The sequence below is a fragment of the Vibrio sp. B1REV9 genome (assembly GCF_905175395.2).
GTDB lineage: Bacteria > Pseudomonadota > Gammaproteobacteria > Enterobacterales > Vibrionaceae > Vibrio > Vibrio alfacsensis.
In genome coordinates this window covers 1757814-1778317 of record NZ_HG992745.1, presented here as the reverse complement: position 1 = coordinate 1778317, position 20504 = coordinate 1757814, and the positions used below count along the sequence as shown (strand labels likewise).

General features: G+C 42.3%; 16 protein-coding genes. 10 read left to right on the top strand and 6 right to left on the bottom strand.

From position 1 onward, the window contains the following. Positions 1-110: 110 nt before the first annotated feature. The 4 genes from KHN78_RS13655 to KHN78_RS13640 form a co-directional block, all read right to left on the bottom strand. Positions 111-2045, bottom strand: a complete 1935-nt coding sequence (locus KHN78_RS13655; RefSeq protein WP_211916447.1) for a GGDEF domain-containing protein — start codon at positions 2043-2045, stop codon at positions 111-113. Further along, positions 2042-3169, bottom strand: a complete 1128-nt coding sequence (locus tag KHN78_RS13650; protein ID WP_411912349.1) for an extracellular solute-binding protein — start codon at positions 3167-3169, stop codon at positions 2042-2044. The genes KHN78_RS13655 and KHN78_RS13650 overlap by 4 nt, the downstream gene beginning before the upstream one ends. A gap of 286 nt (positions 3170-3455) precedes the next feature. After that, positions 3456-4550: a 3-phosphoserine/phosphohydroxythreonine transaminase gene (gene serC / locus KHN78_RS13645; RefSeq protein WP_211916445.1), complete on the bottom strand. Its 1095-nt coding sequence runs from the start codon at positions 4548-4550 to the stop codon at positions 3456-3458. Positions 4551-4801: 251 nt separating this feature from the next. Next, the gene (locus tag KHN78_RS13640; RefSeq protein WP_211916444.1) at positions 4802-6064 is read right to left on the bottom strand and encodes a DUF945 family protein; all 1263 of its coding nucleotides are present in this window, start codon (positions 6062-6064) and stop codon (positions 4802-4804) included. A 186-nt stretch (positions 6065-6250) separates the two neighbouring features. Between KHN78_RS13640 and KHN78_RS13635 the strand changes: the two genes are divergently transcribed. The 3 genes from KHN78_RS13635 (at position 6251) to KHN78_RS13625 (ending at position 9519) form a co-directional block, all read left to right on the top strand. Continuing rightward, positions 6251-8191 (top strand): ATP-binding protein, encoded by a 1941-nt coding sequence (locus tag KHN78_RS13635; protein WP_211916443.1) that lies wholly within the window; start codon positions 6251-6253, stop codon positions 8189-8191. Then, positions 8188-8685: a response regulator gene (locus tag KHN78_RS13630; protein ID WP_211916442.1), complete on the top strand. Its 498-nt coding sequence runs from the start codon at positions 8188-8190 to the stop codon at positions 8683-8685. Before KHN78_RS13635 ends, KHN78_RS13630 begins: the two co-directional genes overlap by 4 nt. A 285-nt stretch (positions 8686-8970) precedes the next feature. Further along, positions 8971-9519: a hypothetical protein gene (locus tag KHN78_RS13625; RefSeq protein WP_211916441.1), complete on the top strand. Its 549-nt coding sequence runs from the start codon at positions 8971-8973 to the stop codon at positions 9517-9519. Positions 9520-9794: 275 nt separating this feature from the next. Here KHN78_RS13625 and KHN78_RS13620 read toward each other — a convergent pair whose 3' ends face one another. Further along, the gene (locus KHN78_RS13620) at positions 9795-10382 is read right to left on the bottom strand and encodes a TfoX/Sxy family DNA transformation protein (RefSeq protein WP_211916440.1); all 588 of its coding nucleotides are present in this window, start codon (positions 10380-10382) and stop codon (positions 9795-9797) included. Positions 10383-10741: 359 nt separating this feature from the next. Here KHN78_RS13620 and KHN78_RS13615 point away from each other — a divergent pair, with 359 nt between their 5' ends. The 5 genes from KHN78_RS13615 (at position 10742) to KHN78_RS13595 (ending at position 16544) form a co-directional block, all read left to right on the top strand. Then, complete coding sequence (locus KHN78_RS13615) at positions 10742-11662, top strand: HDOD domain-containing protein (RefSeq protein ID WP_211916439.1); 921 nt, start codon at positions 10742-10744, stop codon at positions 11660-11662. A 96-nt stretch (positions 11663-11758) separates the two neighbouring features. Further along, a complete protein-coding gene (locus tag KHN78_RS13610) occupies positions 11759-12664 on the top strand; it encodes a lysine exporter LysO family protein (protein ID WP_211916438.1) in 906 nt (301 codons plus the stop codon). A gap of 208 nt (positions 12665-12872) precedes the next feature. Beyond that, positions 12873-13385, top strand: a complete 513-nt coding sequence (locus KHN78_RS13605; protein WP_211916437.1) for a hypothetical protein — start codon at positions 12873-12875, stop codon at positions 13383-13385. A 122-nt stretch (positions 13386-13507) separates the two neighbouring features. After that, positions 13508-15154: a pyridoxal-dependent aspartate 1-decarboxylase PanP gene (gene panP, locus KHN78_RS13600; RefSeq protein ID WP_211916436.1), complete on the top strand. Its 1647-nt coding sequence runs from the start codon at positions 13508-13510 to the stop codon at positions 15152-15154. Positions 15155-15689: 535 nt separating this feature from the next. Then, entirely contained in the window at positions 15690-16544 is an 855-nt protein-coding gene (locus tag KHN78_RS13595; protein WP_211916435.1) for a MurR/RpiR family transcriptional regulator, read from the top strand. A 141-nt stretch (positions 16545-16685) separates the two neighbouring features. Here KHN78_RS13595 and KHN78_RS13590 read toward each other — a convergent pair whose 3' ends face one another. Further along, a complete protein-coding gene (locus KHN78_RS13590; protein ID WP_211916434.1) occupies positions 16686-17924 on the bottom strand; it encodes an iron-containing alcohol dehydrogenase in 1239 nt (412 codons plus the stop codon). Positions 17925-18279: 355 nt separating this feature from the next. Between KHN78_RS13590 and KHN78_RS13585 the strand changes: the two genes are divergently transcribed. Together KHN78_RS13585 and KHN78_RS13580 are read left to right on the top strand one after the other, a co-directional pair. Further along, on the top strand, positions 18280-18546 hold the full coding sequence (locus KHN78_RS13585; protein ID WP_128810701.1) for a GrxA family glutaredoxin: 267 nt from the start codon (positions 18280-18282) through the stop codon (positions 18544-18546). Positions 18547-18737: 191 nt separating this feature from the next. Next, entirely contained in the window at positions 18738-20420 is a 1683-nt protein-coding gene (locus KHN78_RS13580; RefSeq protein WP_211916433.1) for an aspartate:alanine antiporter, read from the top strand. Positions 20421-20504: the final 84 nt, after the last annotated feature.

Below are 20504 nucleotides of genomic sequence, written 5' to 3'. Positions count from 1 at the left end.
CCTATGCTGGCCGTTTACATTTTGTCTCATCCAATTTCGTCATTGTTTGTACAAGACGAATAGATGAATCAACATAGTGCTTTAGTCAAAAGAATGCACTTTGTAACGTACTACAAGGAATAATACTCTCTTTTCTTACGGTACATCGCTTCATCAGCAATGGAGATCAAGCTGTTTAGCGGAGCTACTTCGCTAGTCTCACCACCAGCCGAAAATTTAACTGGATAACGCTGATTCTCAGACAATTCAATCCATTGCTCGTTCTGTACAGAATCTAGCGCGGCAACAAGCGATTCTAACTCTTGCTTACCATGGTTTTGGGCAATCACCGCAAACTCATCACCCCCAATTCGATACAAAGAATGACCATCACCCAAGATACTGCGAATAAGGCGCGTTGACTTCATAATAAGGATATCGCCTCGGTCATGCCCATAAGTGTCATTTAACGTTTTTAGACCATTAATATCGATAATAATCATCGCCATCGCCCCCCAACGATTCTGGGCAACCGATTGACAAGCATATTCGTAATCTTCATCAAACGCTTTACGGTTAAAGCACTTAGACAATTTATCTCTTCGAGCAAAATCCTCAAGCTCCAACCAGGAGTACAACTGTTTTTTGAACAATTCGAGTAGGAGTCGCTCTTCATCATTCATCTTATAAGAACCATAATCAAAATAGCCTAAGATCTCACCATGAGAAGAACACATGGTTTTAATACGGTTTCCTTTAGGCCTTAGAAAGCTAAAACTCATATCTGAATGAGGAAACAATCGAAGTAGGCCTGAATTAATTAAATCCGGTATAGCATGATAACCAACGCCGGCATGACTCGTAGTAAAGTTAATGAGCGTCATCAAGTGGGCTTTATGGGCTTCTTCTCTGGCTAAGTTAGTTCGTAATTCTGCCGTTTGCTCACCAACACAATGCTCCAGTTCTTGGTTAAAGTTTTCTAACTGCGCATTAGTCTCTTGCACTCTTTGGTTTGCTTTATGCAAGGCTTGGTTCCGAATTTCTAGCTCTTCTACATAATTGGTGATTTGCAGCCACATCGAGTCCAGCAAACTCATCAACTGTTTAAATTCTTTAAATTGAACTCTTTTTGATTGTAGATCGGGGCGTTCGTTGTCTTTAAAGCTACGTACCACCTCTTCCATTTGTCGAATTGGCTGGGTTAGCCAACGACTCGCCAATATGGCAATGCACAAGGTCACGATTAACGTTGCGATAATGATATTGTTCAATTGTTGCTTAGATTGCTTCAACTCCTGATCACGGACAACATTAGAAACGGAATGGATCATCGAAATATCAAGTGGCTCAACAAAATGCGTGTTTGGAATCTCTACCGTGGAAAGATGGCGATCCCCATCTCCTTTTGTATTGCTGACATCCCCATAATGGAAATCGACACTCTCTTGCTTATACAAAAATGGCTGAGATATCTGGATAAGGTTTTGATAAGAGATCAACACCACAATATAACCTTGAGGCTCATATTCAGATTCAGGAAGCAGCGTGTAAGGCAACAAAGGGCTCACTAATGCAATACCGTTCTGTCCTCCTTTTAATACCAGTCCCTCGTCAAAATAAGTGGTATGCAGCATCTTACCTTGTTTATAAACCGATGTGGCCGCACGGACTTTTTGTAATAACCGACTTTTCTCCAGATGATAAACAGAGCCATTGCTTTCATACATGGGTTGCCAATTCTTATCCACAATGTAGGTCGTGCTAACATTGGTTGCCAACTCTTCAAACGTTGCAATCATCTGCCAGATAATGCTGGAATAAAGAACATTGTCCATTCCTTGAACCAACAAACGATCTTTCGAATACCAACTGGTTAAGTTAGTAATAAACGTCAGATCTTCTTTGATACTTTTTTGAATACCTTTGGTGCTGTTTTCTAACTTAAGTGCTTTTTGAACTAAGAGATCGTCTTGGTGTTTGTCGATCATCGTCGTTCCGACCCAATACGCCGGTAACAAAGAGCCCATCACAACAATCAACGTTAAAATATTACGTAAACTTATCATGATGATTTCCTACTACTGTGAATACGCTCAGAATGCTCATTAATGAACTCAATGACGAACTTTGCCGCCTCTTCTGCGGGCATGCCTGCACTGTATCTTTTATAGCCGCGTATTAATGCTTCCCATGTCACCGCCATTTCCACCGAACTTGGCATTACATAAGATGGCGATAACTCTCGGTAAAGATCACTGTAATAGGAATGAGTTTTGTCATACCACTTGCGATTAATCGTTTGATTGGTCGATATCAGATTCTGGTTTATGATAACGTCTTCAATAAAATCAGGCTTTTGAACAATCATTGCTAACGTTTTCATCGCTTTTCGTTTTTCAGGAACGAGCATCGCTTGCGCATTAAACGCTAACACTTTACCCCCGCTTAGAGAGTGCATATGATGATTGTTATACGTTGGCAAACGGCTTATCTTCAACTCATCGGAGAAATGCATCCTTAGCTCACCTAACGCCCAATCCCCATCGATCAGATAAGGCACTTCCCCATTCACAAATTGAGCACGAGCTTGTTCCTGTGTATAGCTACCTTGAAGCACACCATCTTTAAGTAACCGTCCATAAAACGTCAGCGCTGCAGCCAAAGCCTCGGTATCAAATGCGGTAACGGGGTCAAAACGATGATCCGAGAACATCGGTATAAATGACATCAAAAAATACATATTGGGGTATTGCATTGCCAGCGAAGCCCGTCCTTGGCCTGCCAAACTGCGCAATCTCTCCCAAGTCGGATAAAGATCGTCCGTCAGCTTAGCATTCACATACAAAACTAAGTGATTACCGAGTCCGAGCGGAACCCCATAGATGGCATCCCCAACGGTGACCAACTCCAATGCTTTGGGCTCTATTTTCTGTTTATCTATCCAACTTAGTGGAATTTCTGCCAAATCAAAATAATCGTGTAAACCAAGAAAGTCAGATGGCACCCAAATCACATCCGGTACAGTGATGCTTGTCTGCTTTGCCAATAAAAGCTCTGAACGAATATTATTGACATCGAATTCCCTAATCGTGAGCGTGTTACCTGTCTCGGCCTCAAAGCGTTCTTTGATTTCAGCAACGGTTGAATACTCAATACCACTCCATACTTGAATGCTCTGAGCTAACGTCACAGAAGAGAAGCAAAATATTAATACCAGGCAAAGTTGTCTCACGAGGATTCTCTATAGTTGATGATGAAACAAAAGTAACGAACCTAAATCGCGCATTCAAAAAAGCTCAATGAAAATGTGCGTATGCTTCCACTTAACGGAGTTAAACTAGCACAATACATCTTGCGCGTAGTCAGCACCTATTGAAATAAGCAGTCATCGGAAAAAATCGGCATTAGCATTGCAGTAATAAACACAAAAAGCGCCGCAATTGCGACGCTTTAAATGAGTATACCACAGCGAGTGATTAAGCGTATTGCTGCTCAAATTCTCGCATAAAGTCAACCAGCGCTTGTACGCCTTCAATTGGCATTGCATTGTAAATAGAAGCTCGCATGCCACCCACTGCTCGATGACCTTTTAGTGATTTCAAACCTTTTGCGTCTGCAAGTTCTAAGAAAACACCATCTAGATCTGGTTTCGCAAGTTGGAATGGCACATTCATCAATGAACGGTTACCCGAGTGTACTTCATTTCGGTAAAAATCTGATTGATCGATGAACTCGTAAAGTAATTGCGCTTTATCGCGGTTAACTTGCTCAATCGCTTTAACTCCGCCCTGTCCTTTTAGCCATTTGAATACTAGACCAGACAAATACCAGGCGAACGTCGGTGGCGTATTAAACATGGATTCTTTTTCTGCCAATACTTTGTAATCCAAAATGCTCGGTAATACCTTTTTGGCTAGGCCAAGTAGATCATCACGTACAATGGCAATTGCTATGCCTGATGGACCAATGTTCTTTTGCGCTCCAGCATAAATTACGCCATATTTTGATACATCAATTTCACGAGATAGAATCGTAGAAGACATATCGGCGACGATTGGTTTATCTGTAATAGGCAACTCATTGATTTCAACGCCGTCAATGGTTTCGTTTGGACAAAAATGAACGTAAGCCGCGTCAGGTAGTATTTTCCACTGTGAGGCTGGCAGCACCGCGATTTTTCCATCAATCGTTGTTTTTGCGTCAAATACGTCGGGTTCACAGTACTTTTTTGCTTCTTCTACTGCGCTCTCTGCCCAGTAGCCAGCATCAATGTAAGTCGCTGTTTTAGCATCACCCAGTAGGTTAAGCGGAACCGCTGCAAATTGAGCACGAGCACCACCTTGGCAAAATAGCACTTTGTAATTGTCAGGGATGCTTAACAGATCGCGAAGATCTTGTTCTGCTTCCTCTGCAACTTTGATGAACTCTTTGCTTCGGTGACTGATTTCCATCACTGAAGTACCAAGACCTTGCCAGTTAATTAGCTCCTTTTGTGCTTGCTGCATAACTGCTTTTGGCAGACCTGCTGGCCCTGCACTGAAGTTAAATACGTTATCCGTATTTTGTTCCATGATGCTCATTGCTCCTGCTAAGTAAAGATTACGAAATTAATATCACGTTTTCGTGGGGATAAAAACAAGAAAAGAGGTCTTACGACCTCTTTTTGTACTGAAAAAGATAAAAACTCATTTTGTATAAAAATAACGTTCGATCACCGTCATAATTATCAAGCAATATCAGATAATGCTTTTAACAATGAATTGCACGAATCATTTTTACTTTTTACTTTTTAACTTACAGCTTAGTAAATATGCTGTCAGGACTATTGCATCAAAGCAGGCATCAGCAAAGTGATCAAAGGAAACTCTTGACCGTTTTCAAATTTCAGTTTGCCATCCGATATTTGTGCTTTTAACTCATAGCCATTGTCTTTTTTCTCAATCAGCTCCATCACCATTAACTCATCGATGCCCTCTTGAATAAACGGATACTGTTCGACAAGTTCATCTGAGAAGTAAGTGCTCAATGAACCCGTTGTCGCCATCATTAACTTCATCGGATCTTGTGTAATATTGTCGGTTCCTTGAGGTACAGAAAGTTGCCACTCATTTCGGAACTTACCCTCACCAAACGCAAGAGAAAGTTCATTGACCGACAAGTTAAAACCTTGACTGAATAAAGTATCGATGTAAGGCAACAAACTTTCAATTTCTTGTGTATCCAGCATTGGTGAGCTTTGGTAAATCGACATAATCTGGTCGAATGATTGGCTATCAACATCTGCAATCGAGAAATCCAGCTTAAAATCATCCACAACCGTACCATCGGTTAAATGCATTTTCTGCGCGCCGAGATTGAGATTACTGTTTAACTTCTCTCCAGCTTCATCTAGTTTTGTCACTCCGCTATAGCTTGCGTTCTCAATGACAAAAATAGGAGTAAGTGACGCATCTAACACATCCAACTTTTGCAGTGAGAATGTTTGCTCACCGAGCCAATAACCTTTTGCTTGTTTTCCTTTTCCATGACCGGTCAGTTTATTGAGGAATATTTCTTCACCATTATCAAAATCGACCTGAACGGATGGGATAGAAACCGCATAATTGAGATCCCCTAGTACAGTAATATCTCCCGTCACTTCCATTGGACTGGTTGATACCGAAACGCCTTGCGCTTCATTTTGGTAATTCCAACTGTCCAAATTCAAGGTAAATTCTGTATTCCCATTCAGTTGGGTTTGACTATGCATTGTTAGAGGTAACATGTCATTGTCGACCAACTCCGAATCCGCACTTAGACTCGTCAAACCATGTGAAACTTGGCTCGTTACATCAAATGTCGTCGCCAGACCATCTCTTTCTAACTCCGTTTTCAATACCGGGTCGATAACGGTGTAGCGCGTATGCACAACGGAAGAAAGGTAGCCTCGGTCATATTGAACGATTTCACTTTTAAACATGTCGTCGTTCATATTCGCAATACCATCTTCAATAATGGATTGTCCGATTTGACCAACAGCAAGTGGCCAACAAAGTGCCAACGCGACAGCACCGCCAATCGCTCCAATTTTTCGTAAATTTTCCATAACGTCACTTTTTAAGTATTTGTACTCAGTCTAACCTAAACCCTGCGAGGTTAAAACATTGAGATAAATCAGAGTATTGACGGTTATCTATTCAAACAAGTTCAGAATAAAACCTAGCTCTCAACCAGAGTATGCCAAAATTGCTATGGTGAACAACGCAAGTTTATTACCGGAGCCTTAACGCCAGTGAACCGTTACGCCGTATTGTGCCTCGATAACAACCCCATCAGTGCCGAGCAATTTCGGTTAGAGTTGTCCGCGTTCTCAAGTAAATTTGACATCCTCTCTGTGGAGTCAATTGAAGAAGCCCAACACGCTCTTGAATATTTAGAAGAAAAAGAGCAAACCGTCGCGCTCGTGATCGCAAGCCATCACACCCAATTTAACGGTGTTGATTTTCTGATTGGTCTGGACCGCAAACCGCACACTGAGCAAGCTCGGAAGATACTAATCAGCTGTTCATCGGATATTGACGCCATTCTCACTGCCGTCAATGAGGGGCGTCTTGATCACTGCTTGACCAAGCCACTTCCTGATAATGTCTTGTTCAATACGGCACAAAAAGAGCTCACACAGTTCGTCTTACGCCATGACAAAGACGAGCTACTTAATTACAGCCAAATCCTTGACCAACATAAATTGCTCCGTGCTCATATTGAAAACCAAATGAGTAATTTTCAAGCCGGTTTTTTAAATGACTATCATGCTCTGTCTGATTCCGCATTGGCAGAACAAGTCATTACTGCCCTGCAAGATTTTTTCGAGCAAAACAAGGATACAACCGCTTGTCGCACATACTCTCCAGAGCACTTACTGACCACCGAAGGCGAACCCAATAGTTTTTTGTGGTTTATTACCAGCGGTGAAGTCGCCTTATATAAACGCGATGAGCTTGGTATGCAACGTGAAGTCGTCCGTCATTCGAAAGGTAACATTGTTGGTAGCATGTCATTTGTCACCGGTGAACATTCCTTTTCTACCGCATTAACCCTGACTCAAACTGAGGTCATCAAGTTAGATAGAAATGTATTTCGCAAAGTCATGCAAAGCGATTCAAACTTACTGCCTCTGTTTACCAACCTACTTTTACGACATTTCAATCGACGGCTTCAACGCAGCATCAACACGAAACTACAACTACAAAAAACGTTAGAATCATTAGAGTCTGCCCATCAACAATTGATTGAGCGTGAGAAAATGGCCATGCTAGGACAACTTGTTGCAGGCGTAGCACATGAGCTTAACAACCCAATTGCCGCCATATTACGAGGGGTTGAAAACCTTACCCAAACCCTTGAACAACTCTTAATAACGCGCCCAAGTCACGAAATACAAGATCAAGGTGTCGCACTACTAAACCGAGCACGAACGGCCAAACCGGCCTCCACTTCGGAGTTAAGAGATCGAGTAAAACAACTGTGCCATATATTGCCTGAACGAGCGTTGGCCAAAAAAATGGTTAACTTAGGCTTAGAGACCGATCAAGCACTTATTGAGCAAATCAAACAACAAAAACACCATTCGCTCGATATGCTCGCTACATTTGAGCACTATCATCAAGTCGGCTCTTCTCTGCGTTCAATTAACGTTTGTGCAGCTCGAATTGCCGATATGGTAAAAAGCCTCAAAGGCTATGCTCGCTCAGATGATGAGACGTTGCATTTTGCCGATCTCCATGAAGGCATTGAAGACACATTAGTGATCTTTGAAAACAAGCTCAAATTACACACTGTCAGAACAGAATATGCTGACTTGCCAAAAACATTATGCCAACCCATAGCACTGCAACAGGTTTGGACCAACCTCATATCTAATGCGATTGATGCTTTTCCTGAACGAGGGATACTGACTATCCAGTCAAAACTCGTCAAAAAACATCAACAAACCTACGCCGTCATTTCTTTTCGAGACAACGGCAGTGGGATCCCAGAGTCACAGAAAAAAGCAATTTTTGAGCTCAACTATACAACGAAGAAAGAAGGCAATTTTGGCTTGGGCATTGGGCTTTCTATCTGCCAACAAATTGTAGCCAGTCATCGAGGATGGATAGACGTTGATTCAGAACTCAACCAATTCACGTGCATGACAGTCTGGTTACCTATTACTCAAGAAGGAGATGAAGCATGACTAAGTATCTAATATTGTGCGTGGATGACGAAAGAGAAGTCTTAGAGAGTGTCCTTCAAGATCTGATGCCATTTGAAGACAACTTTATCGTTGAAGGAGCGGAATCCGTCACAGAAGCCAAACAAGTGATAGAAGAAATGGCGGAAGAAGACATCAAATTAGCACTGATCTTGTGTGATCACATCATGCCAGAACAAACTGGTATCAGCTTCTTGATTGAATTGAGTCAAAATAACGACACTAAATCGGCACGTAAAGTACTATTAACCGGACAAGCTGGCCTTGAAGACACGGTTGAAGCCGTTAACCATGCGAGTCTCGACTACTACATTGCTAAACCATGGCAAGGAGAGGCTCTTCGTTCAGCAATCATCTCTCAACTGACTGCTTTTATGATAGAAAACGATGACAACTTACTTCCCTGGACGGCAATTCTCGATTCAGAAGCCATTTTAAATGCCATGTCAGAGAGGCGCGCCAGTTTCGGTGAGTAAGAAAAAATCTAGAAAACGCGCCATGTCGAGTTGAGGTGGCGCGTTTTTTGCTGTTTAGTTGGCACAATTGAGTCAATTGACAAAACATCGACACATTTTTGTTGGTCGTAGACCACCGTTTTTATTATGATGTCGAACAAATCAGATTACGGTTCAAGTGTTTATCCCAATCAAAGTAAATCCGTGTTCATAGTTAGCGTAATAACAAGCTAACATGACTCGTTATTTGCAGCGATTGGAATGACTTGTGCCCACGGGAAAATTAAACAAGGTTTATCGTTAGTTATGCGTAAAACATTATTAGCCGCGGCTCTACTTATGGCATCAAACCACGCTCTAGCTGCAGACGATTACAACTCACCTGCAACTATGAGCAACTTTAGCTACGACTATTTCGAAGCACGTATTGGCGCAAGCCCAGTGACATTCGGTGCAGGTTTTAGTAAGTCTATCCACCCAAATGCACACGTTATTGCTCGTATCGACTCTGAGTTCGATGGCGATTTCGACTCTGCAGCTGGTTTTGGTTTCCATTCTCCAGTCAACAACTGGGCAGACCTAACCGGTGCAATGCTAATGCGCGTCGTTCAGCCATCATCTTCTAGCAGCGCTGATGTGGGTATGGAACTGAACCTAGGTGTTCGCCAGTGGCTTGGTCCTCAACTTGAAGTGGGCGGTAAAGTTGGCTATGTTTCTATCGACAACGATGACGATTGGATGGGTTCAGCTTACGCACGTTTCCACTCCACAGAACTATTCTCTCTAGGTGCTGAAGCTCGCATTAATAATTTCTACGGTGATCAACTAATGTTCACTACACGCTTTAAGTTCTAAGCAACCATCTAAGTTCTATTTGTATAAGCTCTAAACGATATAAGCTTTACACGATCAAAAAAACCGAGCTCAAACCTCGGTTTTTTATAACTTTTGCGTTGTAATGACAGTCGCCATGAAGCGGTCAAAAACGTTAACTTCCTTTTAACTTTTCAACACTTTGTATATTATGACTCGCGAACTTCATTCCAAATGAGTCATTACTACCGTTATTCAATACCAACACCTAAGTCACGAGTTTCCGTTCGCTTAAATTAGGTAACGCAACAACGACACTACTCACACATAGAAAGCAGCTGTTTCTTACGCGGTTCTTGAATCAACTTCCAGTGAACGCCATCAACTGCACCAGCAAACTTCCATAGCAACTTCACGTCAACATCACTACCATAAGCGGCTTTGACTTTGTTAAACGTTTCAACTGGCCCCAATTCTAAGAACATTTCAACGTCATCAATGCCCGCTTTTTTAACCATGCGCTCTAAGGTAAGTTGCATGTTTGGGAGATCGCGTAGACGTCTACTTGCGAGAGAGCGTTGATGCTTGCGCTCTTTCACTGAACACTCGATGGATTTACTTAATAATTCATCTAAGCCTGCATAACCTGATTCAAATAGCTCTGTCACTTCATAGTAATTAACTGTTGCCGTGGTTTGCTTCTTGACGTGCTTATACTTTTCACAATCCAGTCGAATAAACTCTTCATCTAGCCCATCTCCACCACGCAAGTAACAACTATCATTACTGACTAACGCGAACATGGCATCATTGCTAAATAATCCAATTCCACCGAACATAGAACGTTTTTGAAACTTAGTAAAACTGCTTACATACTTAAAAAAAGCTTGGTCTGTCATTTCCATTGACCTCTTTAATCTGAATAAATTACCCCGATTAGCGAGTCGCCAGATATACAGCAGCTTGAAGCGAATAAAATGTTATTACGTTGGCGATATTTTTTGTGATTTGTACTCACCAACTTGCCTAATCATACTTAACGACAAAAAATAAGTTAGGATCTGCGTCACATAAGACAAAAAACACTTAGCAAATTCGTGATAATTATCACGAAAATTAGCCGATAATGCTATTTTTTTGACGAACTCAACGTCAAGAATCAAACATCAAATTAAGCAAATACAACGATAACCTTCTCATTTGATTGATAAGTAACTCGTTGTAAGGGTAAACTGTCTAAAAGTTCTTAAGCACTATAATATAAATGGAACACTTATCATTTTTTTGGCTGCCAAATAATAAAGACAAGCTTATAAAAGCACTGGAATCAGAGTTTGCACAACTGGTAGAACAGTCGATTTCTACTGGGAAAATTTCGCTACCTCCGATCCCCGATGTCGTTTTAAAGATTCAAAAGCTATGCACTGAAGAAAACACCACTATTATCGATGTGGCCAGTGCATTGCTAGAAGACCCAGGATTAGCTGCGGTCGTCATTCGTGTGGCAAATTCCGTTATTTTCAATCGTCGCAACATTACCTGTACCGACTTAAGTACTGCGGTTTCTCGTTTAGGTATCCTGCGAGTGCGAGACATTGTTACCGCACAAGCCATTGAACAGTTGAAACATTCTGTCAATCTGTCTAAAGACTGTAATCTCATTTTGATGAAGAGTGCGGCCGTTTCTCGAGATTTGGGCGCAACCATGGTCATGGTGGTTCAAGAGTTTCGAAAGCATGAACCTTCAACGTACGGTCACCTTGAACAAGAAAAAGCGCTATTAGTTGGCCTACTGGCGGATATCGGCCTTTTCTGCTTAATCAATGAATACCACCTCTATCTGGACAAAGGTAATTACTTAGACGCAGACATCGCACTACAAATTTTCCAGACTCGCTGTTCAGCAACAAGTAAACTGGTTTTGGAAAGTTGGGGGTTTGATAATGATTTCAGAGAAGTCTCTTCTAATGAAAAATACCTCGATGTACGCCCTGAAGTCAGTTATTTGGATATCGCGAGAATAGCCAACCACTTACTGATGTTCCGTAATCAAGATGAACGTATTGAAGATCATGACGTTGAGTTTAATGTCACTGGCGCAGAAATACTCTATGAGTTGAGTAACATGAGTAATGTCGATTTTCAGCGTAAAATTAGCGATGTACTCGTAGCGAGTGGTCTTTAATCAACAAACTATCGTTCCGTAGGCTCTTTCACTTATTAGATTTACTAATAAATACTGAAATAGTGCGGTTATCTCACAAAGGAATTTCTGAGTCTTATGTTTTCAGGGATGCTATTTATATTTGCCCCACTTGTTGTGGGGTATTTAATACCAATTTCTCGTGCCTCTGTTCTCGAGAAAATCAACCGTTCTACCTCCTATCTGATTTACGTCATTTTATCATTAATGGGATTAAGCTTAGCCGCTCTTGATAACTTAGGGACGAACTTACAGACGATCTTGCTTTACGCTGGTACCTTTTTCTTTTGCTTAAGTGTATGTAACTTATTAGCCTTACCGGTTATCGACAAATTGATCCCTCTTCAAACGGATCACAACTCTAAAAAACTACCACTTTCTTCTATGGCATTAGAGTCAATCAAACTTGTCGTGGTTGTTGGGGGTGGTTTGGCCGCGGGACTACTATTACCGATTGGCCTGTCATGGGTGGATACTGCAAGCGAATGGATTTTGTTTTTACTACTGTTTTTCATTGGTATTCAACTTCGAAATAGTGGCCTGACGTTAAAGCAAATTCTCTTGAATAAGCAAGGTATGGCGATTGCCGCCCTTATTATTGTGACTTGTATGCTAGGAGGAGTCATTGCTGCAGCCATTTTGGACATTCCACTTTATCACGCCCTTGCGATGTCTTCAGGCTTTGGTTGGTACTCACTTGCTGGCATTTTAATGGGTGATGCGTTTGGGCCAATTTTTGGTGGCGCATCATTCCTTATTGAACTCATGCGAGAGTTACTGGCTCTTGTGGCCATTCCTTTGCTAATTCAACGCTACCCTTGTACTGCTATTGGTTATGCTGGCGCAACGGCAATGGACTTTACTCTTCCAGTCATTCAGACCACGGGGGGTGTACGGTGTGTGCCCGTTGCCATTGTTAGTGGTTTTATTCTTAGCCTGCTCGTACCTGTATTGATGCTTCTCTTTGTATCACTTGCTAGCTAGATCTCAGGAATAAGTTTTAACATCTATTACAATATGGAAAACAAATATACCCAAACAGCCTCTAGCCAAATGTTACAAGCTATTGGTTTCAAACCATTGGTTTCAAGCTATTGGTTTCAAACTAAACGCGACTTGGGTATCACTCACAATTGAAAATAAAGTATCGTTCGCATTAGTGTTAAAACGGATAAAACTAAAAGGAATAATAATGAAACGCTTTGTCGTTGCAGCGCTCCTCGCTACAAGCTCAACTTTCACTTTTGCTGCTGATCAGCAGTGCCTCGCAAATAAATATGATGGTTACGTTGACGCTTCTCTACAGTGGTATCAAGATTTAGTTGATTTAACTGTCTCTCAATATCCAGACCTGAAAGAAGTTGGTCAATGGTTTCTAGACGGACGCAAACATCACTTTGAGTTAAACCGTGAAGCCGTGCATTACTTCTTAAAAAATGAACCCAACCGAGTAGCAACAGAGCAGCCAGTTGAAGCCTGGCTAAAGCTTGAACAACACGATGTAAAGCAATTAGCGACACGTGATGACAAACTAGGTGAAGTTGCAAAGAAAACGTTCAGCGATCGCCAGTCAACTAACCACCCGCAAAACTACGAACTGCGCTCAGCATTCGCCGATTTGCTAAGCCATCCAAAACAGATCGATACCGCTTTAAACTCGTACAATCAATCCATTGCTAAAATTGAGCAACTAAAATGCCAGTAACCGCACGATAGTGTATTTCATTCTGGCAATATGGGTTTCAATAATTAAAACGGGACTTTGCGCCCGTTTTGGTTTAGATTGTGCCGTTCGCATTACCACTATAACTACAAAGATTCTTTGCCATGGTTAAGGAACAAAAAACCGCTGACGTTAGCTTTGAAAGCTTGCTAAAGATCTTCACGATTCCTGAAGGTCCTGATTCTACGTTAACCAAAATTGACGTAAGTCTTTCCCAAAACCTTAACGAATTTCTTCGTGAACATATCGTTGCAGAAGAAAAGCCTTTACATGAAATCGAAAAAGACTTTTCTTCTGCTCAGATTCCTGAGCAACCTGAGTTTGTATCAGACCATACCGAACACTTACTCGATACATTAGTCTCTCACTCCGTTCATACATCGGCACCTAGTTTTATCGGCCATATGACATCAGCTTTGCCATATTTCTTAATGCCATTGTCGAAAATTATGATCGCGCTGAACCAAAACTTGGTAAAGATTGAAACATCAAAGGCATTCACACCATTAGAACGTCAAGTTCTTGGTATGCTGCACAGGCTTATCTACGGCCAAAGTGACGACTTCTATACCAAGTGGATGCACAGTGCTAAGCATTCGCTAGGTGCTTTTTGTTCAGGTGGTACCATCGCGAATATTACCGCGCTTTGGGTAGCTAGAAACCGAGCACTGAAAGCAGATGGTGCTTTCAAAGGTGTTGAGAAAGAAGGCTTATTCAAAGCCATGAAGCATTATGGCTATGATGGTTTAGCCATACTGGTTTCAGAGCGTGGTCACTATTCACTCAAAAAAGCGGCGGATGTCCTTGGTCTTGGTCAAGATGGCCTAGTTGCAGTGAAGACCGACGCGAATAACCGCATTATCGTGGATGATTTAAAAGCCAAAATGGCCGAACTTGAAGCTCACAATATCAAGCCGATAGCCGTTGTTGGTGTTGCTGGTACAACAGAAACCGGAACTGTTGACCCGCTACCACAAATTGCAGAAGTTTGTGCGGCGCATGACTGCCATTTCCACGTTGATGCCGCTTGGGGTGGTGCGACTCTTATGTCGAACAATCATCGTCATCTACTAAGCGGCGCTGAACTGGCGGACTCTGTTACCATTGACGCCCACAAACAGCTGTACATTCCAATGGGCGCAGGAATGGTTCTGTTCAAAGACCCTGATGCGATGAAATCAATTGAGCACCATGCTCAATATATTCTTCGTAAAGGTTCGAAAGATTTAGGAAGCCATACCTTAGAGGGATCACGTTCAGGTATGGCAATGCTAGTTTATGCTGCTATGCATATCATCAGTCGACCTGGTTATGAGTTATTGATTGATCAGAGTATCGCGAAAGCACGTTACTTTGCAGACCTGATAAATCAACAAGACGATTTTGAACTCGTTTCTGAACCTGAGCTTTGTTTGCTAACCTACCGCTATCTACCGAGCGATATTCGCCTGGCGCTTGAAAAAGCGCAAGGTACACAAAAAGAAAAGCTCAATGAGCTGATCAACCAGTTGACTCAGTTTATTCAAAAACGTCAACGTGAAACGGGTAAGTCATTTGTATCACGTACTCGACTTAACCCAGCTCACTGGCAACATCTCAATACCATCGTGTTTCGTGTCGTGTTGGCAAATCCATTAACAACGAATGAGATACTGAGCTCGGTACTTGAAGAGCAAAGAGAAATTGCACTGCAAGCACCAAGTTTAATGGCTAAAATTCAAGAAACCGTACAAAAGATCCACAACTCATGATCTTTTGAATGAGTGAGGTCAATCTGGATAAATCCGTTATCAGAACATTTGCGGACAAAATCGCCTAAAGCAAAGTATCAATGTAGTAGCTAGTGCTTTTCACTAAGAACGCTTTTAACTAAGAACTCTTTTCACTAATAAAGCTTCTAGCTACTCATGGCTCTACCTATAAAAACGGTAACGCAGCCATCAATGATTTTACCTAGCCAGAATGTTGAATGGATAATTTGGATTGACATTACATCGACTTGAAAATTTCTTTCGTTTCGATGTAACTCAGTCACATTATCGTGCCACAAGCGGCACAAATGTGCGAAGAGACATTCATTTCTGTAGTTTTTACAACATTTTGTTTGAGGCTTGTCAAATTCTCACCAATTTGTAACCGTATTTGTTTTAGCCAGATTGTGGTTCGGGTTTATACTGGTTTTATGGCGCTGGTTGCTTTCGTTAACGCCCCTCTTACCCTAGAAGCTAGGATGTTTCTGTCCGTTAACAGAGCCAGCGAGTTGTTCTCTATACCCTCGTGAACACTATGAATACATTAGAAAAAATTCAAAAAAATCTGGAGAATTTCAGTAAGTCAGAGCGCAAAGTTGCGGAAGTAATTATGGCGTCGCCACAAACTGCTATTCATTCTAGCATTGCTACATTAGCTAAGATGGCTGATGTAAGTGAGCCTACTGTAAACCGTTTTTGTCGACGTCTGGATACGAAAGGTTTTCCTGACTTCAAATTGCACCTTGCACAAAGCCTTGCTAATGGAACACCTTACGTTAACCGCAACGTGGAAGAGAGCGACGGCCCAGATGCCTACACGCATAAAATCTTCGAATCCACGATGGCTTGTTTGGATGTAGCAAAAAATAGTTTAGATCCAATGCAAGTGAATCGCGCTGTTGATTTGTTGACTCAAGCGAAACGTATCTCTTTCTTTGGCCTTGGCGCGTCTTCTGCTGTAGCGCGTGATGCTCAAAACAAGTTTATTCGTTTTAATATCCCTATCACTTGTTTCGAAGACATTGTAATGCAACGCATGAGCTGTATTAATTGCAGTGATAACGATGTCGTGGTGCTGATTTCTCATACAGGGCGTACTAAGAGCCAAGTGGAAATTGCAAATCTAGCGCGAGAAAATGGCGCAACTGTCATTGCCATTACAGCAAAAGACTCACCACTTGAAAAAGCAAGTTCACTCGCTATCACACTGGATGTCCCTGAAGATACAGACGTGTACATGCCAATGGCAAGTCGTGTTGTTCAAATGACTGTTATCGACGTTCTCGCTACAGGCTTTACGTTACGTCGCGGAACTGGTTTTCGTGAAAACCTAAAACGAGTGAAAGACGCGCTAAAAGACAGCCGTTATGACAAACTCAGCCAATACTAGCGATTAACCAGTACTAACTGTCAGCTACTACTTATCTGGTCAGTTTTGCCTCAATCAGTACTGGTCAAGGCAAAAACATCAAACGTTGGCAGCTTAATAGTAGCCAAATCATTCTAAGGGGAGCAAATATTGCTCCCCTTTTTAATCATTTACCCCTGTTAGGTCATGATCTTGTTTGAGTACTTCGACAGAGCTTAAATGACGTTTTCCAATGCTTTCACATTCTTCGCTGCCATCACAGACTAGCCCTAATATATGGATTAACCTGTCTTGCGTAAGAGGAAGTGGATTACCTTTGATTGCGACAGACTTGAGCGCATCATCAGCGACTTGTTCAAATGAGGTTTGGCAAACACCAAACTTTCCAAGTTGGGGCAACTCTAGTTTATCCAACACCATTTTGACCCAAAGTACGCCATCATTTTCATTCGCATTTGCTCTTTCAGTAACGATCTGAGCAATTTTTCTGTAACGACTTATCACATCACTGCGCCCGGCCCTTTTTGCTGCATTAATGTTCTCTTGCATTACATGCGGAGCTAGCCGTGCGGTAATGACACTATGAGGCGCATTTAGCTTACCGCCTAAAGCCGACGCTAACCCATGAGCCGCCCCCAATTTTGCATTGGTGATTGCCATGCCGCCAAGCAAAGCAGCAAACGCAAGATCGGAGCGTGCTTTGTGGTTGTCTTGTTTGCATCCCGCAATGACTGAACGGCTTAATCGTCGCAGCCCCTCCTCACAAACCATATCGGTCAGTGGGTTTGGATCACCACAAACATAAGCTTCCATTAAATGAGTAAACGCATCCATTGCGCCTCGCCCAGAAGTGTATTGATCGGTGCCATAGGTTAATGTGGGATCAACAATCGCAACATCAGCGAGCATCTCGGGGCTGCGGAGGCTTACTTTAACTTGATCTTGGCCTGATTTTAGAACCGCATTGCGCGTCACTTCTGAGCCTGTACTAGCGGTAGTAGGAATGGCGATAAAATGAATGGGTCTGGTTTTTAATGGGACATTACGACCGACTACCTCAACGTAATCATAAACGTCACCTTGGTTTGGGATGATAGCAGCCAGTGCCTTCCCCATATCTATAACGCTTCCTCCCCCAATAGCGATCACCATATCTGGCTGAAACTTGCGCCCCAAAACGGCGGTTTCTTCTACCATCGTGATATTGGGTTCCCCACTGATGGCAACATGCTGATAACGCATATTCTGCGCTTTAAGATAATTAATAATAGGTGTAGCTCTTTGCGTATCTTTACCCGTAACAAGTAAAACGCTGTAGCCAAACTGATTGATTACAGACAACGAAGATTGGAGCGCGCCCTCGCCGAAGATAATCCGTGTCGCAGTCATAAACTGAAACATACACTTCCTCCCCAAAACAACAACTGACTCTAGAGTGCTTTGCTTTGATTGAAAAAAAATTGACCCAGTGCACTTTGCCACTATTAACCTTACAAAATGTATGTTTTTATGCGTTAGTTCACATACATTGCCTTATTTTTCAGCAATTCCAATTTCGACTCAAAGTCGAGTCCGCGCCGCTTTGTAACGAAAATGCCTAGTATTTATACGATAGAATTTGCCTATTGAAACAACAGGTAATTGCTACTTTATTTCCGGATCTGGATCGGGCATAGTTAGGTCAACAAATGAAAGCGTGTCACGACATAAAGTCAATCCGCTCTCAACAAGAATAAATTTTAGGAGAAATGAGATTATGTTCGTAGTTATCTTTGGTCGCCCAGCTTGTCCTTACTGTGTTCGTGCGAAAGAACACGCAGAAACACTTAAAGCAAAACGCGATGATTTCAACTACCGTTACGTAGACATCCACGCAGAAGGTATTTCTAAAGCGGATCTAGAAAAAACCGTTGGTAAGCCAGTAGAAACGGTTCCTCAGATCTTCATCGACCAAGAGCACATCGGTGGTTGTGATGACTTCGAAGCTTACGCGAAAGAGCACCTAGGTCTATTCGACGAGTAATACAGCTAAGACTGTAATAAAAGAAACAAAGAATGTTTAAAAGCCGCTATGCGGCTTTTTTAATATGAGAGAGATTATTTCCTTACGTCAAGTAATGACAAAAGCAAAAAAAATTCACTTATCTTTTGGCGATTATTCGTTACAATTCGCAACTCTTAATCTTTTTGGCACCCACTTTACCGAGCCACACAGTGAACATAGACGTCGTACACCTTCTTGAACAAAACCCGATTCTTCTGATCTTCGTCGTATTAGCCATCGGTCTTGGCATTGGTAAGATTCGCTTTGGAAGCCTGCAGTTAGGCAATTCTATTGGCGTTCTTATCACCTCGCTCATCATGGGCCACCTCGGTTTCTCATTTAATCCAGAAGCGCTCACCATTGGCTTTATGCTATTTATCTACTGTGTAGGAATCGAAGCAGGGCCCAACTTTTTTGGTATCTTCTTCAGAGACGGAAAACATTACTTTATTTTAAGTATGACCGTATTAGTCGCGGCAGTCAGTTTAACGTACTTTTGTAGCCATTATTTTGGTCTCGATTTTGGACTTTCTGCGGGCATGATGGCAGGCGCATTGACAGCAACGCCTGTTTTAGTTGGCGCACAGGATGCTTTAAATTCCGGCCTAGCCACGATTCCACGTAACATGGACTTTTCACTGGTATTAGAAAACCTATCCGTCGGCTATGCGATGGCCTATCTAGTGGGTTTGATCAGCATGATCATGTTCGCCAAATTGCTGCCTAAACTACAAAAACAAAACCTCTCGGATTCAGCACAACAAATCGCACAGGAACGCGGTCTCGGCAGTTCAAGTCAACGCAAAGTGTATCTGCCAATAATCCGTGCTTACCGAGTGGGTCCAGAATTGATTGATTGGACCGATGGTAAGAACTTGCGTGAGCTAGGTATTTATCGTCAAACAGGTTGCTACATCGAACGCATCCGTCGTAACGGTATCCTAGCCCACCCTGATGGCGATGCGATCCTGCAGGAAGGGGATGAAATCGCACTGGTTGGTTTCCCAGATAGCCATGCGCGTTTGGATCCAAGCTTTCGAAATGGTAAAGAAGTATTTGATCGCAACTTGTTAGACCTTCGCATTGTCGAAGAAGAAATCGTCGTTAAAAGTGATGCGATTGCCGGTAAGCGTTTGTCTGATTTAAACCTATCAGAATTTGGCTGTTTCTTGAACCGCGTGGTACGCGCGCAGATTGAAATGCCGATGGATTTAGACATCGTTCTTGCCAAAGGCGACGTGTTGCAAGTCAGTGGCGAAAAGAGCCGCGTTCATGGTCTTGCTGAGAAAATCGGTTTCATCTCGATCCACAGTCAAATGGCTGATCTACTAGCATTTTGTAGCTTCTTTATCTTAGGCATTATGTTTGGCCTCGTCACGATGACGTTTGGTCAAGTATCATTCAGCCTTGGTAATGCAGTTGGTCTATTGCTATCAGGTATCACTCTAGGCTTCTTACGTGCCAACCACCCTACTTTCGGTTATGTGCCGCAAGGCGCGCTGAACATGGTCAAAGACCTAGGCTTGATGTTCTTTATGGTAGGTATCGGTTTAAGTGCAGGTGGAAAAATGTTTGAGCACCTTACTCAAGTCGGTCCTCAAATCATTGGCTTAGCATTTATCGTTAGTGTGGTTCCTGTCGTTCTAGCTTACCTTGTTGGCGCTTACGTGCTTAAGATGAACCGTGCCCTCCTCTTTGGTGCTATCATCGGTGCTCGTACATGTGCGCCAGCGATGGACGTGGTAAACGAATACGCGAAGTCAACAATCCCAGCACTGGGTTATGCAGGTACGTACGCGATTGCCAATATCTTAATGACGCTCGCAGGTACTATCCTTATCATCCTGAGTTAGTTACTTTTGAATGAGCGTTGCTGGTTGGTTTACGTAGCGCTCATGATTCGACACAAAGCTTTAAGATACAAAGCTTTAAGACAC

What these genes read in the sequence shown, in the direction of transcription:
- KHN78_RS13655 (WP_211916447.1), bottom strand. Translation starts at nt 2,045, where the DNA reads ATGATAAGTTTACGTAATATTTTAACGTTGATTGTTGTGATGGGCTCT.
- serC (WP_211916445.1), bottom strand. Translation starts at nt 4,550, where the DNA reads ATGGAACAAAATACGGATAACGTATTTAACTTCAGTGCAGGGCCAGCA.
- KHN78_RS13640 (WP_211916444.1), bottom strand. Translation starts at nt 6,064, where the DNA reads ATGGAAAATTTACGAAAAATTGGAGCGATTGGCGGTGCTGTCGCGTTG.
- KHN78_RS13630 (WP_211916442.1), top strand. Translation starts at nt 8,188, where the DNA reads ATGACTAAGTATCTAATATTGTGCGTGGATGACGAAAGAGAAGTCTTA.
- KHN78_RS13625 (WP_211916441.1), top strand. Translation starts at nt 8,971, where the DNA reads ATGCGTAAAACATTATTAGCCGCGGCTCTACTTATGGCATCAAACCAC.
- KHN78_RS13620 (WP_211916440.1), bottom strand. Translation starts at nt 10,382, where the DNA reads ATGGAAATGACAGACCAAGCTTTTTTTAAGTATGTAAGCAGTTTTACT.
- KHN78_RS13615 (WP_211916439.1), top strand. Translation starts at nt 10,742, where the DNA reads ATGGAACACTTATCATTTTTTTGGCTGCCAAATAATAAAGACAAGCTT.
- KHN78_RS13610 (WP_211916438.1), top strand. Translation starts at nt 11,759, where the DNA reads ATGTTTTCAGGGATGCTATTTATATTTGCCCCACTTGTTGTGGGGTAT.
- KHN78_RS13605 (WP_211916437.1), top strand. Translation starts at nt 12,873, where the DNA reads ATGAAACGCTTTGTCGTTGCAGCGCTCCTCGCTACAAGCTCAACTTTC.
- panP (WP_211916436.1), top strand. Translation starts at nt 13,508, where the DNA reads ATGGTTAAGGAACAAAAAACCGCTGACGTTAGCTTTGAAAGCTTGCTA.
- KHN78_RS13595 (WP_211916435.1), top strand. Translation starts at nt 15,690, where the DNA reads ATGAATACATTAGAAAAAATTCAAAAAAATCTGGAGAATTTCAGTAAG.
- KHN78_RS13590 (WP_211916434.1), bottom strand. Translation starts at nt 17,924, where the DNA reads ATGTTTCAGTTTATGACTGCGACACGGATTATCTTCGGCGAGGGCGCG.
- KHN78_RS13585 (WP_128810701.1), top strand. Translation starts at nt 18,280, where the DNA reads ATGTTCGTAGTTATCTTTGGTCGCCCAGCTTGTCCTTACTGTGTTCGT.